Annotated in this window: 19 protein-coding genes; 11 read left to right on the top strand and 8 right to left on the bottom strand. The window is 52.8% G+C overall.

The genetic code is table 11. The annotated features are described in order from the left end of the window. Nucleotides 1-50 precede the first annotated feature (50 nt). The 6 genes from ACR0DL_RS20685 (at nt 51) to ACR0DL_RS20710 (ending at nt 6,682) form a co-directional block, all read left to right on the top strand. Nucleotides 51-425 (top strand): DUF4345 domain-containing protein, encoded by a 375-nt coding sequence (locus ACR0DL_RS20685; RefSeq protein ID WP_170362767.1) that lies wholly within the window; start codon nt 51-53, stop codon nt 423-425. A 15-nt stretch (nt 426-440) separates the two neighbouring features. Continuing rightward, a complete protein-coding gene (locus ACR0DL_RS20690) occupies nt 441-1,298 on the top strand; it encodes a DUF302 domain-containing protein (protein WP_170414467.1) in 858 nt (285 codons plus the stop codon). A 1,149-nt stretch (nt 1,299-2,447) separates the two neighbouring features. Continuing rightward, nucleotides 2,448-3,008 carry a TRAP transporter small permease subunit gene (locus ACR0DL_RS20695; RefSeq protein ID WP_170362787.1) on the top strand — a complete coding sequence of 187 codons (561 nt, stop codon included), beginning with the start codon at nt 2,448-2,450 and terminating at the stop codon, nt 3,006-3,008. Next, nucleotides 3,005-4,333 (top strand): TRAP transporter large permease, encoded by a 1,329-nt coding sequence (locus tag ACR0DL_RS20700; protein ID WP_170350254.1) that lies wholly within the window; start codon nt 3,005-3,007, stop codon nt 4,331-4,333. The genes ACR0DL_RS20695 and ACR0DL_RS20700 overlap by 4 nt, the downstream gene beginning before the upstream one ends. 67 nt (nt 4,334-4,400) lie before the next feature. After that, nucleotides 4,401-5,438, top strand: a complete 1,038-nt coding sequence (locus ACR0DL_RS20705; protein ID WP_170377344.1) for a TRAP transporter substrate-binding protein — start codon at nt 4,401-4,403, stop codon at nt 5,436-5,438. A gap of 377 nt (nt 5,439-5,815) precedes the next feature. Next, the gene (locus tag ACR0DL_RS20710) at nt 5,816-6,682 is read left to right on the top strand and encodes an NAD(P)-dependent oxidoreductase (RefSeq protein WP_480691080.1); all 867 of its coding nucleotides are present in this window, start codon (nt 5,816-5,818) and stop codon (nt 6,680-6,682) included. 216 nt (nt 6,683-6,898) lie between these two features. Here ACR0DL_RS20710 and ACR0DL_RS20715 read toward each other — a convergent pair whose 3' ends face one another. After that, entirely contained in the window at nt 6,899-7,855 is a 957-nt protein-coding gene (locus tag ACR0DL_RS20715; RefSeq protein ID WP_480691082.1) for an isopenicillin N synthase family dioxygenase, read from the bottom strand. Nucleotides 7,856-8,268: 413 nt separating this feature from the next. Between ACR0DL_RS20715 and ACR0DL_RS20720 the strand changes: the two genes are divergently transcribed. Then, entirely contained in the window at nt 8,269-8,904 is a 636-nt protein-coding gene (locus tag ACR0DL_RS20720) for a glutathione S-transferase (protein ID WP_480691084.1), read from the top strand. Nucleotides 8,905-9,081: 177 nt separating this feature from the next. Here the strand turns inward: ACR0DL_RS20720 and ACR0DL_RS20725 are convergent, their stop codons facing one another. Genes ACR0DL_RS20725 through ACR0DL_RS20750 form a run of 6 tightly spaced genes read right to left on the bottom strand, consistent with a single transcriptional unit; the run spans nt 9,082 to nt 14,309 of the window. Further along, nucleotides 9,082-10,020 (bottom strand): HAD hydrolase-like protein, encoded by a 939-nt coding sequence (locus ACR0DL_RS20725; RefSeq protein ID WP_170362855.1) that lies wholly within the window; start codon nt 10,018-10,020, stop codon nt 9,082-9,084. Then, complete coding sequence (phnE, locus tag ACR0DL_RS20730; RefSeq protein WP_170352078.1) at nt 9,984-10,799, bottom strand: phosphonate ABC transporter, permease protein PhnE; 816 nt, start codon at nt 10,797-10,799, stop codon at nt 9,984-9,986. The genes ACR0DL_RS20725 and phnE (ACR0DL_RS20730) overlap by 37 nt, the downstream gene beginning before the upstream one ends. Further along, complete coding sequence (phnE, locus tag ACR0DL_RS20735; RefSeq protein ID WP_480691086.1) at nt 10,799-11,614, bottom strand: phosphonate ABC transporter, permease protein PhnE; 816 nt, start codon at nt 11,612-11,614, stop codon at nt 10,799-10,801. Before phnE (ACR0DL_RS20735) ends, phnE (ACR0DL_RS20730) begins: the two co-directional genes overlap by 1 nt. Continuing rightward, a complete protein-coding gene (gene phnC / locus ACR0DL_RS20740; protein WP_170352080.1) occupies nt 11,611-12,405 on the bottom strand; it encodes a phosphonate ABC transporter ATP-binding protein in 795 nt (264 codons plus the stop codon). The genes phnE (ACR0DL_RS20735) and phnC overlap by 4 nt, the downstream gene beginning before the upstream one ends. Nucleotides 12,406-12,465: 60 nt before the next feature. Next, nucleotides 12,466-13,440: a phosphate/phosphite/phosphonate ABC transporter substrate-binding protein gene (phnD, locus tag ACR0DL_RS20745; protein WP_170352081.1), complete on the bottom strand. Its 975-nt coding sequence runs from the start codon at nt 13,438-13,440 to the stop codon at nt 12,466-12,468. A gap of 59 nt (nt 13,441-13,499) precedes the next feature. Further along, nucleotides 13,500-14,309: a DeoR/GlpR family DNA-binding transcription regulator gene (locus ACR0DL_RS20750; RefSeq protein ID WP_480691088.1), complete on the bottom strand. Its 810-nt coding sequence runs from the start codon at nt 14,307-14,309 to the stop codon at nt 13,500-13,502. 351 nt (nt 14,310-14,660) lie between these two features. Between ACR0DL_RS20750 and ACR0DL_RS20755 the strand changes: the two genes are divergently transcribed. From ACR0DL_RS20755 to ACR0DL_RS20770, 4 genes are read left to right on the top strand one after another with little or no spacing between them, the layout of a single operon-like run. Further along, complete coding sequence (locus tag ACR0DL_RS20755; protein WP_170352083.1) at nt 14,661-15,686, top strand: ABC transporter substrate-binding protein; 1,026 nt, start codon at nt 14,661-14,663, stop codon at nt 15,684-15,686. Beyond that, a complete protein-coding gene (locus ACR0DL_RS20760; RefSeq protein WP_480691090.1) occupies nt 15,687-17,903 on the top strand; it encodes an ABC transporter permease in 2,217 nt (738 codons plus the stop codon). Continuing rightward, nucleotides 17,900-18,970: an ABC transporter ATP-binding protein gene (locus ACR0DL_RS20765; RefSeq protein WP_480691092.1), complete on the top strand. Its 1,071-nt coding sequence runs from the start codon at nt 17,900-17,902 to the stop codon at nt 18,968-18,970. The genes ACR0DL_RS20760 and ACR0DL_RS20765 overlap by 4 nt, the downstream gene beginning before the upstream one ends. Next, the gene (locus ACR0DL_RS20770) at nt 18,971-19,537 is read left to right on the top strand and encodes a histidine phosphatase family protein (protein ID WP_480691094.1); all 567 of its coding nucleotides are present in this window, start codon (nt 18,971-18,973) and stop codon (nt 19,535-19,537) included. Here ACR0DL_RS20770 and ACR0DL_RS20775 read toward each other — a convergent pair. Continuing rightward, nucleotides 19,503-20,333 carry an inositol monophosphatase family protein gene (locus ACR0DL_RS20775; RefSeq protein WP_480691096.1) on the bottom strand — a complete coding sequence of 277 codons (831 nt, stop codon included), beginning with the start codon at nt 20,331-20,333 and terminating at the stop codon, nt 19,503-19,505. The genes ACR0DL_RS20770 and ACR0DL_RS20775 overlap by 35 nt on opposite strands. Nucleotides 20,334-21,281 lie beyond the last annotated feature (948 nt).

The raw sequence follows: 21,281 nt of genomic DNA on the forward strand, positions 1-21,281 counted from the left end.
CGATTAGGAATTTTGCAAAAAAGCGAAACCTCTACGAGAAGGAGTCCTCCATGAGTGCTAGATTAGTCCTTCTGCTTGCTGCCGTTGGCCTCGTGCCAATCGCGTTATCATACGGTCTGATACCCGGCAGTTCGATCCCAGCTTTGCTGGGATTTCCGGTGGAAGGGACCAACCAAACCCACGTGTTCCGCGCGATTATGGGTCTTTACCTGGCAAACGCGTTGTTTTGGTTGGCGGCCGCTTCGAAACCAGAATTACAACGCCCCGCGCTGTGGGTGCTTTTTTTGTTTATGTCGGGACTGGCCGTTGGACGCATGCTAAGCATTCTTATCGATGGAGTTCCAAACGGGTTACTTCTATTTTATCTTGCGGCCGAGATAGCTTTTGCAGCTCTGGCGGCGGTTTCCCTGAGAAAAGTACAATGAAACAGGAAGTGTAAAGTGCTGAGGTTTTTCTTTGTTCTCTCGATGATTACAACTGCGTCGGTTTCGACATCCGGTCTGGCACAATCGTCATCTGTCCAGACTGCGGTGGACAAAAATTTTTTAGAACTTGAGACTGCCGTTGACGAGGCGGGGCCTACTCCAATCGCATCGATAGACCACTCGCGTCTGGCTAAAGCCGAAGGCGTAGAAATGCCCGCGTCTCGTGTGCTCATTTTCTCTGATCCTGAGATAAACACACCCATTCTGAAAGAGACCGTGCGAGCAGGTTTGGACCTTCCTTTTCGCGTTCTTTCCTTCGATCAGGATGATCGCCCGCAGATTACCTACACGGACTCCCAGTTTCTCAAAATCCGGCATGGGCTCACGGACGCGTCTTCGGTGCGTGTATTTCAGAGCAAGATGCTCGAAGTTCTAAACGACTTGGATGCAACACCAGCGCCGACCAACGGGTTGTTTGCCGACTATGGCGTCATCGAACTGCGATCTCAGCTCAGCGTACCAGAGGCAGTCGAACGTCTCAGGACAGCTGTGATGGGACAGGACGATACTGTCTGGTTTGGGGAAATCGATTTTGCGACCGAAGCATCCCAACTAGGGGTGGAACTGCCGGATGCAGTTCTCTTACTGTTCGGCGGACCAGCGCCCGGTGGCGTAGCTATGGCGGGCTTTCCGGCAATTGGTTTGGATGCCTTTTGCCAAAAACTTTTGGTTTACGCGAATGAAGAAGGCGGCTCCGTAGTCATTTTCAATGACATCGCTGCCCTCGCGGAGTTGCACTACGGTTTTTCAGCCGAACCTCATCACGGATTGAACAAACGGCTTACCGCAACATTTCGCACGGCAATTGAGTAGCCGCTGTTTGGAAAACGCACTAGAAACCCGTTACCTATTGGCCATCTTTTCGTCGTCTGCTTTGGGGCTCAGTGCAGTCGTTCTCCGCGCGTTAAATGAAGGACTGCTTTTTATTTGTTTGGTTAGAAAATCTCGGATTCTGGAGTCTCAAAAATTGAAAACTCTAAGTAGCTGATTTTATTGGAACCGCAGTCTCACCATTAAGGTGATCCGACAAGAATTGTCGGAGTACGTAAATAATGGGACTGAATTATTGAGACTCGCCTGTTATTGAATTCAACACCTTGAGATTTTTGCGCTTTGAGAGGGTTTCGACGGTTCAAGCGCTTCAATTCGACGTAAAATAGTAAGCCAATGAGCCTCTTCGCAACCTGGAAACCGGCGCAGTGTGTGTTACTTGGGCGTGATTGATCAGCAGAATATCCTGCCTCAGCGTTCGGCCCAGAGCCGACCTCCAGCCGCCAACCGAGATGCTGCGGTCGCAGCTCGCTTTGCCGCCATTCGCTGCACTAGCGAAAAAGGAGGCCTGTCGAACTCTCGAACTGCAGGCACTGCTGCAACTGGTATTATCTGATGAACATTCATTTAGGTAAGGATGGGCCGCGCAGCGATTTGTCGATAGCTATAACTGTTACTCGGCAAGAAGATACAACTTCAATTGCAGGCGCCCCTAGGACGTCACAAAATCACTAAGGACCTTAGGCATCTCATCGGGAAGATTGTTAGCCTCCCCAGGTTCGGTTTCGATCTCAAATAAAGGTCGTATTTGAATGAAATGTTAAGTTACGCTACTTCGCGCCAAATTCTCTGTTTTTGTCGCTCTGAAAGGTTTGTTCTCACACAAAAAAGTGCATCCATCGAAATGAAAAAGTAGCAAGTAAGGGCGACTTGCAACAATAGGTTTGCCATGAAGCTCTAGAACCATCACCTTAATCAGCCAATTATGCCTGGTACCAACTTGACAGCTATCCGACATGTCGCTCTGATGAAGAGGGAAAGTATTGGGGTAGAGCTCAACATGCGTGAATTTTATAGCGGTTTTCCGCGCGAATGCGGGATGTTAGTTCTTAGTCGCTCGGAGAAATTTTCGCTCTACGCTGGCTCACATGACAAATCACATTATGTAAAGGCGGCTTCGTGACAGATGTGATGAAGGCCTATGTCAGATTTGTGGACCGTGCCAACAGGACGATTGGGCGGGTCATCATGTATGGCATTTTTCTTATGATGGCGATCCTGCTGTATTCCTCTGTGTCCAAGACCTTCTTTGTACCCTCGCTCTGGACCCTTGAAATGGCACAGTTTGCCATGGTCGCTTACTACATCCTTGGCGGTCCTTATGCGATGCAGATGGGTGCGAATGTCCGGATGGACCTGCTGTATGGAGAATGGACAGACCGCCGAAAAAGCCAGGTTGACGTGCTGACGGTGCTTTTTCTGATCGTGTATCTGGCCTTTCTATTGTGGGGAGGTTGGGACAGTTTGATGTACTCGTTCCAATATGGCGGCGAGAGGTCCTCGTCCGCGTGGCGCCCCTATATCTGGCCCATCAAAACGATCATGGTGGTTGGCATTCTGCTGATGCTGTTGCAGTCAATCTCGGAACTGTTCAAAGACATCTTGCGGTTGCGAGGACATGATATGGGTCCGAAAGATGATGAGCCGGTGCATATGGCCCCCGAAGACCTTGAAGGGGGACACCGCGGGTGAGCTATGAATTGATAGCCGCGCTCATGTTCTCGACCATGATGCTGATGCTGTTAACCGGGCAGCGTGTATTCGGGGCTATCGGGTTCGTAGCAGTGATTGCCGCCTTTTTCCTGTGGGGCGACAGGGGGGGCTATGATCTGGGGTTTGCGGCAGCGATCAAGGTCATGCGCTGGTACCCCCTGCTTACGCTGCCGATGTTCATTTTCATGGGATACGTTTTGTCGGAATCCCGGATCGCGGATGACCTGTATCGTATGTTCCATGTCTGGATGGGCGGTCTTTCCGGCGGGCTGGCTATAGGCACAATCGGTCTGATGGTTCTGATCTCAGCCATGAACGGATTGTCCGTTGCAGGTATGGCGATTGGAGCGACAATTGCTCTGCCCGAATTGCTGCGCCGGAACTATGACAAGCGTATGGTGACGGGGGTCATACAGGCCGGTTCATCCTTGGGAATTCTCGTGCCGCCTTCCGTTGTGTTGGTCCTTTACGCCATGATTGCCCGTCAACCGGTCGGACAGCTTTGGCTGGCAGGTGTTATTCCCGGTTTGATGATGGCCACGCTGTTCATCATCTACATCGCCATCCGCTGTCGCCTGAACCCATCGCTCGGCCCTGTGATGAGCGCCGAAGAACGCGCGCAGGTCACCTGGAGCGAAAAACTCCGCCTGCTGGGGGCTGGTCTGCTGCCCATAGGCATCTTTGCGGTGATGATGGTGCCCTTCGTGAATGGCTGGACCTCACTGGTCGAAAGCTCGGCCTTGGGGGCAATCGCGGCCTTGATGGCGGCGGTTCTGAAACGCCGCATGACGTGGCAGGTCTTTGAGACCTCGATCAAACAGACGCTTGGAATTACCTGCATGTTCATGTGGATCATCCTTGCTGCCCTTGCCTTCGGCGCGGTTTTTGACGGGCTGGGCGCGGTCAAGGCGATCGAAAACCTGTTTACGGTGCAGCTGGGCCTGAACCCGTGGATCATCCTGATCCTGATGCAGCTCAGCTTTCTGGTTATGGGTACGTTTCTGGATGACACCGCCATGCTGGTCATCGTCGCTCCGTTATACGTGCCGCTGGTCGGTGCGCTGGGGTTTGATCTGATATGGTACGGTGTCCTCTACACGATCACATGTCAGATCGCCTATATGACTCCGCCTTTTGGGTACAACCTGTTTTTGATGCGGGCCATGGCCCCACCAGAGGTGACGATTGGAGATATTTACAGGTCCATCATACCGTTTGTGGCAGTGATGGCATTGGCTTTGGGATTGGTGATGGCCTTCCCAGACATCGCATTGTGGCTTCCGGGCATCGTCTACGGAAACTGAGCACGTAAAGAACGAGAAACCGGGTTAACCGGATCAAGTTCAATGAAAAGCACAGGAGAGGAAGACCATGACTACAAGACGTAGATTTTTGCGGACCGCCGCTTTGGCCGCGCCCGCGACGCTTGCTGCACCGGCTATAGTAAAGGCGCAGGCCCCCATCAAATGGCGGTTCCAGACCTATGCCGGAGGCGCGTTGGGCGAGCATGTGACCAAGCCTGCAATTGACTACATCAACGCCAATGCCAACGGCGAGCTGGAAATCGAGCTGTTCTTCGCAGATCAGATTGTACCCACGGGCGAGCTGTTCCAAGCGCTTCAGCGCGGAACAATCGACGGGGTTCATTCGGACGATGACTCGATGGCGTCACCGACACCGCTTCGCGTCTTTGGCGGGTACTTCCCCTTCGCGACAAAGCACATTCTCGACGTGCCGGTTTTGTTCAATCAATACGGGTTGGCGGACATTTGGCGCGACGAGTATGCCAAAGTTGGCGTTCAGTGGTTGTCTGCAGCTGGGCAAGACCCGTGCAACTTCAACACAAAGAAGGAAATTACATCGGTTGCTGATCTGGATGGGCTAAAACTCTACACCTTCCCAACCGCTGGTCGGTTCCTCGCCAAGTTTGGCGTCGTGCCGGTGAACATTCCCTACGAAGACGCGGAAGTCGCCGTACAGACCGGAGAGCTTGACGGCATGGCGTGGTCTGGCATTACCGAGGATTACACGGTTGGCTGGGCCGATGTGACGGACTATTTCCTGACCAACAACATATCGGGTGCGTGGATCGGATCTTGGTTTGCAAACCAGGAGCGTTGGGCAGAGCTACCGGATCACCTGAAATCCGTCGTGATGGCAGGTATCGAAGCAGGTCACACCTATCGCAATCAATGGTATTGGGGCGGAGAAGCGGCACTGCGCGCAAATGGCGATAAGCTGGAATTGCGATCAGTGCCAGCGTCCGAATGGGCCGAGGTCGAGAACGCGGCCAAAGAGTTCTGGGAAGAAATTGCCCAGGAAGGCGAAGTGCATGAGAAAATCGTTGGAATTTTCCGAGAATACAACAGTGTGATCAACCAAGCCGGTGCGCCGTACAACTTTGAGTGATACGCTTAGAAGTGGCCTCTGACAGGGGCCACTTCAAATTCCCTTTTTAGTATTGTGGCAGCCAGATTAAATCTCGGAGCATTTTCTAACTGAAGGCGTTGCCAGGCAAGTTGCAATCTGTGTCAGTCAGGCCAGTAGAATTGTCTAAAATGTCGCGCCGAGTTTTCACCACTCGGCGAGAGTGAGGTAGTTAGTGCCTGACCATCGGTCAATGGTGATGCGACTGTGAAGCACCCGTTTCCCAAAAGACCTGTTCAGAAAACCTTAGTATAGCGAGCCGTTTTCCAAGTACGGTGATCTGATTGGTCGCCCGTTGGCACTTCGGCGAGACAAAACCGCGCCGTTGTTTGCAATTGGTTATTAGGGAGGAGTTCAGCATGACGGACATTTCAGTAATAGGTCTTGGGTCCATGGGTACAGCGCTTGCGCGAGCTCAAATGAAAGCAGGCCGATCTGTAACTGTTTGGAATAGGACACCCGAGAAAGCTAGCGCTCTTGGTTCCGAAGGAGCAACTGTGGCGGCCACTGTTTCTGAGGCGATATCTGCCAGTCCTGTAACGATTACCTGCGTAAAATCGCACCCGCAGACAATAGAAATCTTGTCCAATGCGGCTAATTCGCTGCCCAACAAGACCATAATCGAACTCTCAACTGGAGGCGCAGAGGATGCTGAAGACTTAGCGCAACTCGTGGAAAACGCTGGCGCCTCGTGGATGGTTGGCATCATCAATGCTTATCCGCATATGATCGGAGATAAGGATACCGTACTGTCGGTCGTTGGAACCGAAGAACAGTGGAAGATCCACGGTCCAATCATTAGAAATTTGGGCGGAAGCTCTGTCCATGTGGGTGACCAAGCCGGAATGCTGGCTGCACTCTTTGCGGGACTTTTTACGGTTCGCCAAGGTTTCATGTGGGGAATGATTTACGGAGCGCTGGCAGCGAAGAAAGCAGGTATCCCTATGCAAACCTTCTCAGATCTTGTGCCCATATCTATGGGAATGATGAAACCCTATTACGACTATTTTGCTGCGACAGCGCCTCAAGCCACCTATGACAACCCACCAGCTTCGATGAGTACTTACGCCGCAGCTTTGGAAGATGTTCTCGCTAGTTTTGAGGCTCTTGGCGCCCGGGATGAATTGCCCCGACTGTTTGTTGAGATGGCGCAATTGGGTATGGATCAAGGGCTTGAAGACAAGGCTCTCACTGCGATTATAGACGTCCTTGCGCAAAAGCAATAAGTTATCACAACGATAGAGCAAACCGCGATTTCTGCTTTGGGCTCAAGGCGGCCATCAGAGCCAATGCAGCATCCGGGCGGCAGACGTTACTCACATGTACCGAAACGGCCCATTGAGGACTTTGATCCGAAGCCGCATAGCTGCGTCGCGGCAACTGCAATGCGGACGTTCGTTTCATATCGGTCAGTGAAATGTCACTGCCAACGCAGCGTGCTTTTAGGTATCCGAATGGCCAACCTGATGTGCGTCGTAGCTTGCTTCCAGTTCTCCTCTCAAAAACTGTCCAAACTTCAGGGGGTCGAATCTCGCAGTCCCTGTCCCAGGGAGCGGCGCGATTTCAGCGGAGACATGTGGGTCGAAGAAGAACGGTACGGAATAGCGCTGTTGTCCGGTCGCATTGATGACCCGGTGCGGGGTGGACAACAACTTTCCGTTGGAGAGTCGGTGCAGCATATCGCCTACATTGACCACGAAGGCATTGTCGATAGGCGGTGCATCCACCCAATGACCCTCAGGCGTCTGGACTTGCAAACCACCAACATTGTCCTGTGCGAGCAATGTCAGACATCCAAAGTCCTTGTGGGGTGCAGATCCGTAAAGATCACCCAAAGCCTGTGGCGGTTGTGGTGGATAGTGGAGTAGGCGCAGCCAAATCGTTGGCGTCTGGAATGCCCTGAGGATCGAACGATCCGCGGCGCCAATAGCGTCAAGGGCAAGACCCATGAGTTTGTAACCCAGTTTTGTCATCGCGTCGGCATAAGCCTCGCAGGCTTCTCGGAAACCTTCCAGAGCGGGCCATTGATTTGGTCCGGACAGATAGACGGCAGGGTCGACCTCTGCATCCTCGCGCATCATCATGAACGATGCGGACTGATTGGGTTTAGTCACCTTGGCCAGGTCAGAGTTCACGTCCGTAGAGGTGTTGATCGCGATGTAGCCACGATGACATTTATTTAGTGCAATTGCCTGTTTTTCGATCTCCGGCAGTGCATGAAATTCCGTCGAGGCGGCAAACACGGCAGCGCGCAAGTCAGGATCAACGCCGTGATTAACAACATAGCCAAATCCGGTTTTTCCATAGGCTTCGGCGAATTCCAAGGCGAGGTTGGACGTATCCTCTCCATTGATCAGCGGTGCAAGATCAAGCACCGGGATTTCAGTGAATTCAGTCATCTGAGGTCTCCAAAATTGTTTTATTGGCTAATTCACAAATGGAAGACCAGCTATCCGGCAAAACGTTTTCGGCGATGAGCGCTGTGGCGCTCTAAGACAACAAGATGGAGAAACTTGGGCATATGCTGCAAGCTATGACAGACTAATTCTTCGATCAATCCATAACCACCGCGACCGGCCCAGGGCCAATTTCTAAGATCTCGGGGAGATTCGCGTTGCAACTTCACAAGACAAGTCACTTGTACTCAATTCCGCATTTTCTCGTTCTGAATCTCCAAACCAGACGGCTACTGAGGCCGATGTTTGTGAAGCAATGGCCCATCCGATAGTATCAGACAGCGTTCAAGCAGAAGTACCAGTTGGGAAACGACGGGAGGTTTAACCACGCTGGTAGATTGGAGATATATCTTCGTATGGCTCAATACCCTATCTTATGGTCGTTCCGTCGCTGCCCATACGCCATAAGGGCCCGTCTCGCATTGGCGAGTTCACGAGTCACAGTCGAGCTGCGCGAGATTCTTTTGCAGGACAAACCTGAGGCTTTCTTACAAACATCCCCGTCCGGAACAGTGCCCGCGCTTCGACTTCCAGACAAAGTAATAGATGAAAGCCTGGAAATCATGATTTGGGCGCTTCAACAAAATGATCCGCAGCGACTTTTGGATATGCCTCAAGAAGGTTGGGGCCTAATCGCGGCAAATGATGGCCCATTCAAGGATGCATTAGATCACACAAAATACGTCGTGCGGTATCCGGATTTAGACGTCCAAAAGGAGCGCAGGAAAGCGGCGAGCTACTTGCTCAACCTCGACGAGCGGTTAGTCGGGAGGGCCTGGCTTTTTGGAGATCGCCCCACTCTCGCCGATTTGGCGCTTCTACCATTTGTTCGCCAGTTTGCGCATATAGACCGGGCGTGGTTTGACGCACAGGAGTGGCCGAATTTAGTGGCGTGGCTGGATCAATTCCTGGACAGTGAAGTATTTTTGCTGGTGATGCGAAAGTACATAACTTGGTCAGAAGGCGATGCTCCGATTTGGTTCAACGGCTGAGCCGACACGTCGCATCACAGCCCAACCCAGACTTTAGACCAGGGGTCGCTTTGCCGCGAGGGGGCTAAGCTGCCGTTGGTGCACAGCGCAGTATTTCCATGGTCAGCATGTTCGAAATGCGGGCTTGCAGGACATTCGATTTGAACAGGATACTTATCGAAAACAAATGCTCTAAACTCAAGGCCGGCCTACTACAAAGTTTGGCACTATCCCCGCCTTCTTGATCGCTGCTTCAACATCATGCCCTGCGAAGAATCCATATCCTGAAATGAGTGCCGAATCTATGCCAACGCTGGATGCGCCCAGAATGTCTGTGTGTAGGCTGTCGCCAACCATCAGAACCCGGGACCTGTCGATGTGCCCGAGACGTTGAAAAGCAAGATCATAGATGTTGGTGAAAGGCTTTCCAAAGAACTGAGGAACAACACCTGTCCGGTCTGCCAGCCGGTGCGCGAAAAGACCGGGCTCTTTTGAAAACCCGTACTCGCGGGGCGCGACGATATCAGGGTTGCCGACCATTACCGGGCGAGGCCGTTCAAGCAAGGCCGTCTCTAGCATAGCTTGACGCGATTCAGTCCAAACCGCTGATCCTATCATTAGAAACCCGTCAACGGTTTCGTAGGGCTTCGGGTCATCCTCGAGGTAGGATAGTTTCAGCCCTTCCAAATCGCGAAGACCGGCGCTGGGGGTCGCCATCAAGCCCCAATGCAATCCACTTTGACCGTTTACTTCTGATAGCAACGTGGCCCGGCTGGTGATCACGTCTCGGGGCGCGAAGTCATAACCAAGCCTAGAATATTTTTCCAACAGAGTTGTGTGAGGAAACCCAGCAGCATTTGAAACGACCAAAACACGTTTGCCGGCGGCTTTCAGCGACCTGACTCGATCCGGTGTATCCGGGATTGCCGTGTCACCTATATTAAGAACCCCGAAGGCGTCGAGGAGGAATACATCGAACTCATGAGCTATGTCATCAAGCGTTTCAACCTGACGATATGTCACTTCAGTAGGTCTGGCTTCCGGAAGGCGATGTCGTACAGCTTCATAGGCATCGAAAGCCTCCTGCGCAGAGAAGCCGGTCAAATGATCGCCCCTCGAACTTTTGCCGAGACCCATTCGCTGATCAAAACCGCGACGAGAATTACAATCAGGATCAGGCTGACCTGTGGCCAAGCCAGAACGTTGAGCGAAGCTGACAGTTGCAATCCAATACCTCCGGCACCAACCAGACCCAGAACCGTGGACTCGCGGATATTGATGTCCCAACGAAAAACGGCAATGCCTGCAAAAGCGGGCAGTATCTGTGGAACAATCCCGTAAGCCATGACCTGCCAGCGCGACGCACCGGTCGCCGTGATCGCTTCGACCTGAGTGTGATCAATTTCCTCTATGGCTTCATACAGAAGCTTTGCGCAGAACCCGATTGAACGGATGGCAATTGCAATAACACCTGCAAAGACGCCTGGGCCAATAATTGCGATCAATAGAAGCGCCCAGATCAGCGAGTTGATAGAGCGGGTCGAGACAATGATCAACAAAGCTATGGGTCGAATGAACAATGTCGACGGTGTGGTGTTGCGCGCGGCCAAGAAGGCAACCGGCACGGCCATGCACAAGGCGATGATTGTACCTAGGGTGGCGATGTTCAGCGTATCCCAAATCGGGCGGCCCAGTTGTGTGATGTAATCCCATTTGGGAGGCGTTGCGCGGGTCCAGATATCGTTGGCAATGCGGGGGGCATCCCAAACGAAAAACCAGGTCGTCGATTCCGAGATGAACTGCCAGCAATAAACAAAGACAGCCACACCCAAAAGCCAGCCAAACCAGCGAACAAGACTTTGACCCGTCGTCCGTCTGCGCCAGATTTGCGTATCGTTTTGTTCAAGAACAGGCACTACTGAACCCTCGCGCGGATAATTCCCGAAAGGTATTCAAGTGCCATGACGATCCCGATGATCAGGATGAGAATGGCCGCCGCTGTGTCGTACTCATATCGATCGAACGCAGTGTTCAACGTCGCGCCAATCCCGCCGGCACCGACCAGACCAAGAATTGCACTTTCTCGGAAATTGATGTCGATCCTGTACATGGAAAGGCCCACAAGTCGCGGCATAACCTGTGGCTGAACGCCATAGTTGATCCATTGCGGCCAACGCGCACCAGAAGCCTTGATCGCCTCGGCCTGAACCCTGTCCATCGCTTCGATGTCTTCGGCCAAAAGTTTTGAGAGAAATCCGATGGTGGCGAAGGAAAGGGTCAGAAATCCGGCCAGCGGACCAAAACCGAAGATAGCCACCAGCAAAATGGCCACGATGATTTCTTGCAAGGCTCGACTGATGGCAACAATGCCCCGGCAAATCATGTAGACTGGTAAAGGGGCGATATTTCGTGCTGCGCCCAACCCTATTGGGATCGAGATCAAGATACCCACGACCGACGCAGCCACGGTCATAATGATACTCTCCAGAAGACCGCTCCAAATGTCTGACCACCGCGAAACGAAGTCCGGGCTGGTAAACGCAAGTACAAATGCCCACCCCCTATCCAATCCTTCATAGACCCGGCCCCAATCGACATCGATGGTCATGAAGGCCGCGATCAGGTAGGCGAAAAAGCCCAGGATCAATACCCAGCGGAGCAAAGGGTGTTTTACAAAGGCCGGTTTACGCCAGCCTTTTCCCAGCATGTCGTCTAACTCTCGATGGCTCATTCTGCAGCCTCAACATCTTCATCTTCGTCCACTTTTTCGATGGTCGCTTCCCAGTCTTCCTCCCCATAAATCTCGGTCAGCTTTTCGGGGGTAAGGCCTGTTGGAAGACCATCATAAACGATTTCGCCAAAGCGGAGGCCCACGACGCGAGGAACGAACATCTGGGCAAGTGCCACGTCATGGATATTGATGATCGCCGCCAATCCGCGCTCCTGACACAGCTCGGTTATTAGTCGCATGATCTGACGGCTGGTTTTCGGGTCGAGCGATGCTGTTGGCTCGTCGACCAGCAGCAATTTTGGGTTTTGAATCAGGGCGCGGCAGATGCCGACCCTTTGGCGTTGCCCCCCTGACAACTCGTCGGCGCGTTTGTCAGCCATGTGTAACAACCCCACCCGATCAAGCAGGCGGAAAGCCTCGTCAACGTCCGACTGCGGATATCGCCGTAGGAAGCTGCGCCAGAATCCCACATATCCCAGCCGTCCCGACAATACGTTTTCCATCACTGTGAGGCGTTCGACCAAGGCATATTCCTGAAAGATCATGCCCATTTCGCGGCGCGCTTTACGTAGAGCGCCCGACCCGAGTTTGGTCAGGTCCACATCATCCAAAAGGACGCCGCCGCTTGTGGGTTCGACCAAGCGGTTAATACAGCGGATCATGGTCGACTTGCCTGCACCCGAGGGTCCGATCAACGCAAGCACCTGTCCTTTGGGCACCTCAAGATCGATGGCCTTTAGCGCCTGATCTCCGGTCTTGTATGTTTTCGTCAGCTTTTGAAGACGCAGCATAAAATGCCCCAGATTAGGTTGAATAACGGGCCCTTTCGGGCCCGCAGTATTGGCCAAGGCTCACTGGCAGGCGTAGGAGACGCCATTTGCTGCGTCAATTTTACGAATGACATCCCAGAATTCCTGATAGGTCATTTCAAGAAACTGGCCTTCGTTCGACTTCGAGAATTCAGCTTCAAGTGTCGTGCCCTCCCAGTCAAAATTGAAGAAAGCATTGCGGATTTTCTCCTGCAGCTCGGGCTTCAGGTTGTAAACGGTGCCAAATCCTGTAGTCGGGAAAGTCTGCGATTTATAGATCGTAACAACGTCGTCTTCGTTGATTACATCACGCAAGATCATCCGTGATTTTACCGAATTGGCAATCGAAGCCGCCAGGTAATCCTTGTTGGCCACGCCCAAGATCGAGTTGTCATGCTTGCCCGAATAGACAGGTTCGAAATCGCGTTCCGGCAGAAGATCAAAGTCACTCTTCAGGATTGCCGAGGGCGCTTTGAAACCTGAGTTGGATGTGGGGGACGTAAAGGCCAGTTGCTTGCCTTTGATGTCCTCAACCTTTTCGATGCCCGAACCAGGAAAGGTAATAATCTCCATCTCATAGCCAAAATTACCGTCTTTCGATGCCATGATCGTGAATGGCCGGAACCCGGCGCAGTTTACAGCCAGTGGGTTGGAACCGGTGTTGAAGCCCGCAATATGCAGACGCCCTGAACGCATCGCTTCGATCTGAGCTGCGTTGTTCTGAACCGGGAAAAAGACGACGTCCTTGCCGGTTTCCGCCTTCAAATGCTCAAGAAAGTCTGACCATGCGGTTTTGTAAACGGCCGGGTCTTCGACTGGTGTATATGCAAAAATCAAGGTGTCTGGATCAATTTGCTCGGAGGCATCTGTTGGAATATCCGCGATCAAATCCCCATCGGCGTCACAAAATCGCTCATCCAGGTCACCGCGTGGACAATCCTGCGCCGAAGCTGTCCCCGACAGCGACAGTAGCGCAATTGCGGAAGCCCCAACCAATAGTTTGATGTCAATCTTCATGTTTTCCTCCCAGTTAAGTGCGGCTTTTATCAGCCGCTGTTAGTCATTCCTTTTCGTTCTTAACCGGCGACGAGAATATCGACCTCGGCACCATCTATTACATTGAGCAGTTCCCCGGTTGGTTTTGTGTCGGTGACTATGGAATCCAACTCGGCAAGATCGCCTACCTGAGCCAGACCCTTGCGACCAAATTTCCCGGAATCGATAAGAAGGTGGCGTTTCGCAGCACGCGTCAGCATCATCCTCTTGATCGCAGCAAAGCCCCTTACCGTCTCTGACGGGCCTTCTACTGAGAAACCCGAAGAACCGATCATGCACCTGTCAACGTTGAAACGAGACAGGAATTCCAGTGTCTCGGTTCCGATCGTTGCAGATTCAGCTGCCAGGTATTCTCCGGGGCACAGCAAGACCTGGGCAGTACCATGGCCAAGGGTCATCGCTACGGGGATTGAATTCGTGATCACCGTGCAATGGATATCGAGAAATGCCAGCGCGCGTGCCATCTCGACAGTCGTCGAGCCGGAATCGACCATGACCGTTTCGCCGTCCTGAACAAGCCCCGCTGCGCTGATACCTATCCGCTCGCGCTCTTCGATCTGTGCGCCGGTCCGTTCTTCCAGACTTGGGTAATGCCCTTGCACTGGGGCTGATGCCCCACCGTGCGCACGCGCGATCAGGCCTTCATTGGACAGGGCTTCGAAATCCCGGCGCACGGTCTCATTCGAAACGTTGAAACGCTGTGCCAACTCGTTGATGCGAACGTGCGGGCGCAGTTTCAATTCCAGCAGGATTTGCTGGCGTCTGTCGGACTTTTTTACCCGACCAGGACTTTTTTCAGGTTTCTTACCGCGCGTATCGGTTTTGGACATTCAACGACTCGAATATTGTCAAAGCTCAATTTTGTGGGGTTTCGGGCATTTTGCAATATTTTTTGTTGCATAATCCTCATTTCGTAGTGAAAATTCACATGACATCAAGGATTTCAGGGGGCAGAGCAATATACGCGGGCTGATCAATTTCAAAAAGAAAGGCCGGGCGCATCATTGGTTTTCTCTTGGTGAAGTTGGTGGTTGTAAAAGTATCCGGGCGCATTTTCCAAAGGTTTTGACAGATAATTAGGAAGCCTCAATGATCTAAGAAAAATTTCGTAAGGCTGCATGAGGAAGGGCAAAATAGATCCGGGAAACCCGGACGAATTAAACCCTAAGGGAGGAAAAATAATGAAGAAATTGACATCCACTGCCGTGGGATCACTGATTGCCTTGACCGCGTCTTTGTCCGCAGCGCATGCCGATAAGCTGACTTTCTATTGCTCAGCTCAAGAGGATTGGTGTCAACTGATGGCACGTAGTTTCGAAGATGCAACTGGCATCGACGTTAACATGACCCGAAAGTCCTCGGGCGAGACATTTGCGCAAATCCGTGCCGAAAGCTCGAACCCGAAAGGTGACGTTTGGTGGGGTGGTACGGGCGACCCTCATCTGCAGGCCGCCGAAGAAGGCCTGACGATGGAATACATGTCCCCAATGCGCGACCAGCTTCATGATTGGGCGATATCTCAGGCTGAAAGTGCTGGCAACAAGACGATCGGCATCTATTCAGGCGCGCTTGGGTATGGCTACAATGCCGACCTTGTCGCTGCAAACAACCTGCCCGAACCTGCCTGCTGGAAGGATCTTTTGAAGCCCGAATACAAAGGACACGTTCAGATGGCGAACCCGAACTCGTCGGGTACGGCCTATACGACGCTGGCCTCAATGGTGCAGATCTTCGGCGAGGATGAAGGCTTTGAGTTCATGAAGGGCCTGCACTCGAATATCAACCAGTACACCAAGTCTGGCTCGGCGCCGATCAAGGCCGCCGGTCGTGGCGAGAACACGATTGGTATCGTCTTCATGCATGACGCCGTAAAGCAGGCCGTTTCGGGGTTCCCGATCAAAGTCGTCGCGCCATGCGAAGGCACCGGTTACGAAATTGGGTCAATGTCGATTATAGACGGGGCTCGTAACGAAGAAGAAGCGAAGAAGTTCTATGACTGGGCCCTGTCGCCCGAAGCTCAGAACCTTGCTCTTCAAGTTAACGCGTTTCAGGTGCCATCGAACAAGGGCGCGGAAACTTCGGATAGCGCGCCTGACATGAGTCAGATCAAGCTGATCGACTATGACTTCAAAAAATATGGCTCCTCAGACGAACGGAAGCGTCTGTTGCAGAAATGGGATGAAGAGGTTTCGGTTCTGCCGCAGTAAATGGCTGACACTACATCAAAAACGACCCATCCGGTCCTGATCTTCTGGATCATCGCCGGGTGGGTCGGATTCTGCCTGCTGCCCTGGTACATGGTCGACGGCGGCCTGTGGTCGTTCGGGTGGCTCGTGGACGGCTACCCGTTCGATGAGGATTATGCCCCCGCTGCGTTTTTGATTGGACAAGGTGAGAAGCTGTGGCTCGCTCCGCTCCTTATCGCCCTCGCCCTGCCGCTTTTGGTGTTGAAGCGTACCAAATCTGATCCGCTTTACGCCCGTATGCTGATACTGTCCGGCGCGCTGGGGTTCAGCTGGCTGATCGCTCAGGGGTTCAGCATCGGTATCAGAGGCTTCAACTTCGATTGGTTGGATGCGTTGTTTGGTGAGCTTGGCGACCGTCAGTTCGGAATGGGCTATGGCGCGATGATCTGCGCATCAAGCTTTCTGTTCCTGCTCACTCAAGGTATCGCGGCGAGGGGTGCAATTAATGGTGATGTCTTCGTCGTAAGCGCTATTGGCGGTGTGATTACCATCGTCACAGCTTTTGTCTTCTTCCCCATCGCCAAGATGCTTTTCGCTGCGTTCATCACCGAAGACGGCGCTTATTCCATTGCGGTTTTCTTCTCGAAGTTCTTCGACGACCGGTTGTGGGGATTGGGGTGTTTACAAGGTGCGCGATGCGGTGCTGCGTGGAATTCACTGTTCCTGGCCATCCTTGTTGGCGTCATCACCACGGGTCTGGGTCTGTGCTTCGCGTTGGTCGTGACGCGCTCGGGTTTCCGCTACAAACGCGCGTTACGGGCATTGACCGTTCTCCCGATAATCACTCCACCGTTCGTAATCGGCCTAGCGCTCATCCTTCTTTTTGGATTGTCCGGCTCTGTCACCCGGTTCTTTGCCGAATTACTCGGCACACAGCCGACGCGGTGGCTTTACGGAATGCCAGGCATCCTGATCGCGCAGACACTCGCGTTCACGCCAATTGCGTTTCTCGTGCTGATCGGCGTGGTTGAAGGCGTTTCTCCCTCGATGGAGGAAGCGGCCCAGACCCTGCGGGCCAGCAGATGGCAGACGTTCAAGACGGTTTCCTTGCCCCTGATGCGGCCTGGTCTTGCCAATGCCTTTCTTCTGGGTTTCATCGAAAGCATGGCCGACTTCGGCAACCCGCTTGTATTGGGTGGGAATTTCGACGTGCTGTCGACCGAGATATTCTTCGCCATCGTCGGCGCTCAATACGATCAAGGCCGTGCTGCGGTTCTGGCAATGGTGCTGCTGTTCTTTACCCTTTCCGCCTTTTACGCGCAGCGTGTCTGGCTGGGAAAGAAGAGCTACACTACCGTCACCGGCAAGGGTGATGCGGGGGTGCATCCTCTAATGCCAACGGGCCTATCGGTTCCGGTTCTGCTCATCGCTTTGGGGTGGGCGCTGTTCACCATTGTTGTCTATGCAATGATCATCTACGGCAGTGTGGTTGAGTTGTGGGGAGTCGATAATTCGCTGACGATCAAGCACTACATCACTGCATTCTCAGTCCGCTTCGAAGAAGAGGGTATACGCTGGACCGGAGCCGCTTGGGACAGTTTCTGGACCACAATAACCATCGCGGCCATAGCAGCGCCATTGACTGCCGCTGTTGGGCTAGTAACTGCCTATCTGCTGACCAGGCAAAGCTTTGCAGGCAAGAACGCCTTTGAGTTTGGAACAATGTTGTCCTTCGCCATCCCCGGCACGGTAATTGGCGTTAGCTACATCCTTGCTTTCAACGTTCCGCCAATCGAAATCACCGGCACAGGTGTCATCCTCGTTGTCAGCTTCATCTTCCGCAATATGCCAGTTGGTGTTCGCGCTGGCATCGCGAGCATGTCACAGCTTGACCGCAGCCTTGATGAATCCTCGCTGACCCTTGGCGCAAACTCGTGGCAGACGTTCCGGAATGTCATCCTGCCGCTGTTGCGCCCTGCGATACTTGCTGCACTTGTCTACAGTTTTGTTCGTGCCATGACGGCAATCTCAGCCGTCATCTTTCTGGTCAGCGCAGAGTATGACATGGCAACCAGCTATATCATCGGTCGGGTCGAGAATAACGACTATGGCCTTGCTATCGCTTATTCGACGACGCTGATCTTCGTGATGCTCGCGACGGTCGGCTTATTGCAACTTCTCGTTGGCCGGGTTCAGATTGGTCGACGCACCCAGCACGGAACGGAGACATCGCCATGACCGACACCAAAATCGGTTCCAAGGCCGCCCCGGTACGGTTTGAGAACGTGTCGAAAGTGTTCGGCAAGGATGTGGTCGCCGTCGATAACATCAACCTTCACGTAGACGCAGGAAAGCTCGTTACGCTGCTTGGCCCGTCAGGCTGCGGAAAAACAACGACACTGCGCATGATTGCAGGGTTGGAGATGGCAAGTTCGGGCAAGATCCTGATCGGTGATCGGGACGTGACCAAACTGCCAGCCACCGACCGTGATGTATCTATGGTGTTTCAGTCATACGCGTTGTTCCCTCATATGAGCGTGTTGGAGAATGTGAAGTATGGCCTCACATTCTCGGGCTTTGCGAAGGACGAGGCCCGCAGTCGCGCCTTGCATGGTTTGGAGCTAGTTGGCCTTCAGGGGTTCGACAACCGCCTTCCCTCAGAGTTATCGGGCGGCCAGCAGCAGCGTGTCGCCGTCGCGCGCGCATTGGTTCTTGAGCCGCAAGTGCTGTTGTTCGACGAGCCGCTATCCAACCTCGACGCCAAGCTTCGCCGTCAAGTTCGTGAAGATATTCGGGCAATTCAGCAAGACCTTGGCTTAACAGTTGTTTACGTTACCCATGATCAGGAAGAGGCACTGGCAGTCTCGGATGAGATAGTTGTTATGCGTAACGCAGCGATCGCTCAAATAGGCACTCCGCGCCAGCTTTACGATGCGCCGAATGACCGGTTTGTCGCCGATTTCATAGGTGAGGCAAACCTTCTGAGCTGCCAAATCGTAAGTATTGATGGCGATATGGCAACCATCGAAGTCGAAGGCTACCGCCACACGCTGCCACGCCGCGGTCTGTCCGAAGGACCGGCAACCATCGCCGTGCGACCCTCACGTTTGGTGATCGGTTCAGATCAAGGTATTCCAGCCTCAGTGGCCAAGGCGACCTATGTTGGCGTTCGGATGGAATACACATTGAAAGGTGCATTCGGTCAGGTTTTTGCCGTTCAAGATGATGTCGATGCACCGCTAGAACCCGGCACTGAAATCATGATGGGTTTTGCTGACAAAGGGCCCGTGCTTTTGCCTGACTAAATGCCGAATCTCACGATCATAACACACCCCGAGGCCTCTATCGATCCGGTCATTCCGATAACAGAGTGGTGCTTGAGTGCGACGGGCCGCAAACGGGCTGCTGAATTTGCATCCAATGAAGTCTTATCGAAAGTCACACAAATTTGGACCAGTGGCGAGCGAAAGGCCCGCGAAACAGGCGAGATTCTTGCTGCATCCCGAACGCTACCTGTAAATTACCACTTGGGTCTTGGTGAGAACGACCGCAGCGGCACCGGTTATTTGCCTCGGGTCGAATTCGAGGCAGCAGCTGATGCTTTCTTTGCTCAACCGGAAACGCGCTATCGCGGTTGGGAAACAGCTGTCGAGGCGCAGATTCGTATTTATCGGACAGTCACCGAGATTGTCCGGATGCATGGCGCCGGAGATATTGCAATCGTGACACACGGCGCGGTCGGCACATTGCTGTGGTGCGCACTCTCGGATTGTTCGATAGACCGCAAGTACGATCAGCCCTCACAAGGCCATTTCTGGCAGGCAGATCTATTGACACTCAAACCCTATTCGGGCTGGGTTTCGTTGGCATAGACCCCTCGTCGTTCCAAGCGTTCTCTGCGATTTCAACCAAGGTCTCGAACACATCTGGTGTACCCACGATTACGCGCCCACCTTCGCGGATCATCACATCGGCGTTCTGATCCTCAACAATGCCACCCGCTTCCGAGACCAGCAATTGCCCAGCCAGACAATCCCAGGCATTCATGTGTTCTTCCATGTATCCCAAGAGTCGCCCAGCAGCGACGTAGGCCAATGATAGCGCTCCGCTGGCGTTTCTGTGAAACATAGCCCCGTACTCGATTAGGTTCTCGACAATAGGTAAAATATGCCGGGTCTCAATCCGGTTCGAATATCCCACGGCGACTGTTCCGTCCCGCAGCGCCACCCCTGACGCGACGCGCATTGGAGATCCGTTAAGCGTCGCACCTTCTCCGCGCATCGCTACAAAGGTCTCATCCACATTTGGATCACGTATCACACCGATCTCAGTATGCCCTTCCGTGACGCCAGCCAGAACAATAGTCCATGCAGGTATGCCGTTGACGAAATTTGTTGTCCCATCAATTGGGTCAATCACCCAGTCAAAACCGCTCTTACCAACAGTAGCGCCGTGCTCTTCACCGAAAATTCCATCATTGGGCAACGCTTCTGCAATCCTCTGACGAATAAAGGTTTCAACATTCTTATCCGCCTCGCTAACCCAGTCCTGAGCGCCTTTTTGATCAACGACAAGATTACCCCGGTCCGCGAAGTACTCTTCGGCAATTGCCCCAGCCTCCTCACAAACTTCGATGGCAAAATCTCTGCGTTTTGAAAGTCGAGACATGGGAGGTCCTTTTCCGATTAAAGAGCTGCCACGCAACATTGCAAGCTAATCGAATGCCTAGCAATCAAAGAGTCATTTCGTTTGTATTCGAGAGCCATTTCCATGCTGCAAACATAAAAGGTTTAGTGTTGATGATCTCTTCCGCAAACAACCAGCAAGTCAGTTATTCGCTAGTTTTAGTAAGCATTTGGGTTAAAAGCCGACTTACGATGGTGCAGCTTAGATTCTGAAATGTTCACAATTTGAATGGCGGCTTTCTTGCAAGCACCCTCATTGGTTCGCACTCGCTGCGAAAGTCCGTTTTCCGCCCTGTGTTTTCAAAACCACTTTGCCGGGAACCGCAGTAATAGCCGATCAAGTTCATTGTTCTGCTCCGGTTCGAGCTCGGATCTTAGTTCTTGCATCAAAGGTGCCCTGCCCCAACGCTTCTCGTATACGCCTTTGATAGAAAACAGGTTTGTTCGGCGTTTTAGAATGGTTGCGATCAAACCGTGAGTTTTTCGGCGTACGGCGATCGAAGAAGCGCGGTAAGGCCGTTCCATTGAGGTGATGCTGCGAGGGTTTGGTTGTGCCGGGTACGCGACACTAGAAAAGAGGTCCATAGGCGCGCGGCCGAGCCGGATTGATCTCATCAGAACATTGGCGAACGCCATGGTGAAGTCTCGGAATTCGCTTTTGTTCTCGGCACTTGATCGCTCCTACAAGCTCTCCTCAAGTGCCAATTCCAAGTAAATAACCTCATTTCAGGCTATCTGCACATTATGGTTGTCGCGCAATGTCGTTGCAGCGAGAGTGATCAGGATGGGAATAGAAGATTGCGCCTGCACTGTATCAGTCATCGTAAACTCTCTTGTCTCATGTGCCAGTGAGGAGTTATCCTGCCACTTCAAGTCGACTTGAGGTCAACCATGAAACTTCTTGATATTGGCGTCCTGTCCAAAAGGAGCG

This window comes from Ruegeria sp. BB5, assembly GCF_056539405.1.

Bases quoted from the DNA above. Each gene is read 5' to 3' on its own strand.
- ACR0DL_RS20685 (WP_170362767.1), top strand. From the start codon at position 51: ATGAGTGCTAGATTAGTCCTTCTGCTTGCTGCCGTTGGCCTCGTGCCA.
- ACR0DL_RS20695 (WP_170362787.1), top strand. From the start codon at position 2,448: ATGAAGGCCTATGTCAGATTTGTGGACCGTGCCAACAGGACGATTGGG.
- ACR0DL_RS20705 (WP_170377344.1), top strand. From the start codon at position 4,401: ATGACTACAAGACGTAGATTTTTGCGGACCGCCGCTTTGGCCGCGCCC.
- ACR0DL_RS20710 (WP_480691080.1), top strand. From the start codon at position 5,816: ATGACGGACATTTCAGTAATAGGTCTTGGGTCCATGGGTACAGCGCTT.
- ACR0DL_RS20715 (WP_480691082.1), bottom strand. From the start codon at position 7,855: ATGACTGAATTCACTGAAATCCCGGTGCTTGATCTTGCACCGCTGATC.
- ACR0DL_RS20720 (WP_480691084.1), top strand. From the start codon at position 8,269: ATGGCTCAATACCCTATCTTATGGTCGTTCCGTCGCTGCCCATACGCC.
- ACR0DL_RS20725 (WP_170362855.1), bottom strand. From the start codon at position 10,020: ATGGGTCTCGGCAAAAGTTCGAGGGGCGATCATTTGACCGGCTTCTCT.
- phnE (WP_480691086.1), bottom strand. From the start codon at position 11,614: ATGAGCCATCGAGAGTTAGACGACATGCTGGGAAAAGGCTGGCGTAAA.
- phnC (WP_170352080.1), bottom strand. From the start codon at position 12,405: ATGCTGCGTCTTCAAAAGCTGACGAAAACATACAAGACCGGAGATCAG.
- phnD (WP_170352081.1), bottom strand. From the start codon at position 13,440: ATGAAGATTGACATCAAACTATTGGTTGGGGCTTCCGCAATTGCGCTA.
- ACR0DL_RS20750 (WP_480691088.1), bottom strand. From the start codon at position 14,309: ATGTCCAAAACCGATACGCGCGGTAAGAAACCTGAAAAAAGTCCTGGT.
- ACR0DL_RS20755 (WP_170352083.1), top strand. From the start codon at position 14,661: ATGAAGAAATTGACATCCACTGCCGTGGGATCACTGATTGCCTTGACC.
- ACR0DL_RS20760 (WP_480691090.1), top strand. From the start codon at position 15,687: ATGGCTGACACTACATCAAAAACGACCCATCCGGTCCTGATCTTCTGG.
- ACR0DL_RS20765 (WP_480691092.1), top strand. From the start codon at position 17,900: ATGACCGACACCAAAATCGGTTCCAAGGCCGCCCCGGTACGGTTTGAG.
- ACR0DL_RS20770 (WP_480691094.1), top strand. From the start codon at position 18,971: ATGCCGAATCTCACGATCATAACACACCCCGAGGCCTCTATCGATCCG.
- ACR0DL_RS20775 (WP_480691096.1), bottom strand. From the start codon at position 20,333: ATGTCTCGACTTTCAAAACGCAGAGATTTTGCCATCGAAGTTTGTGAG.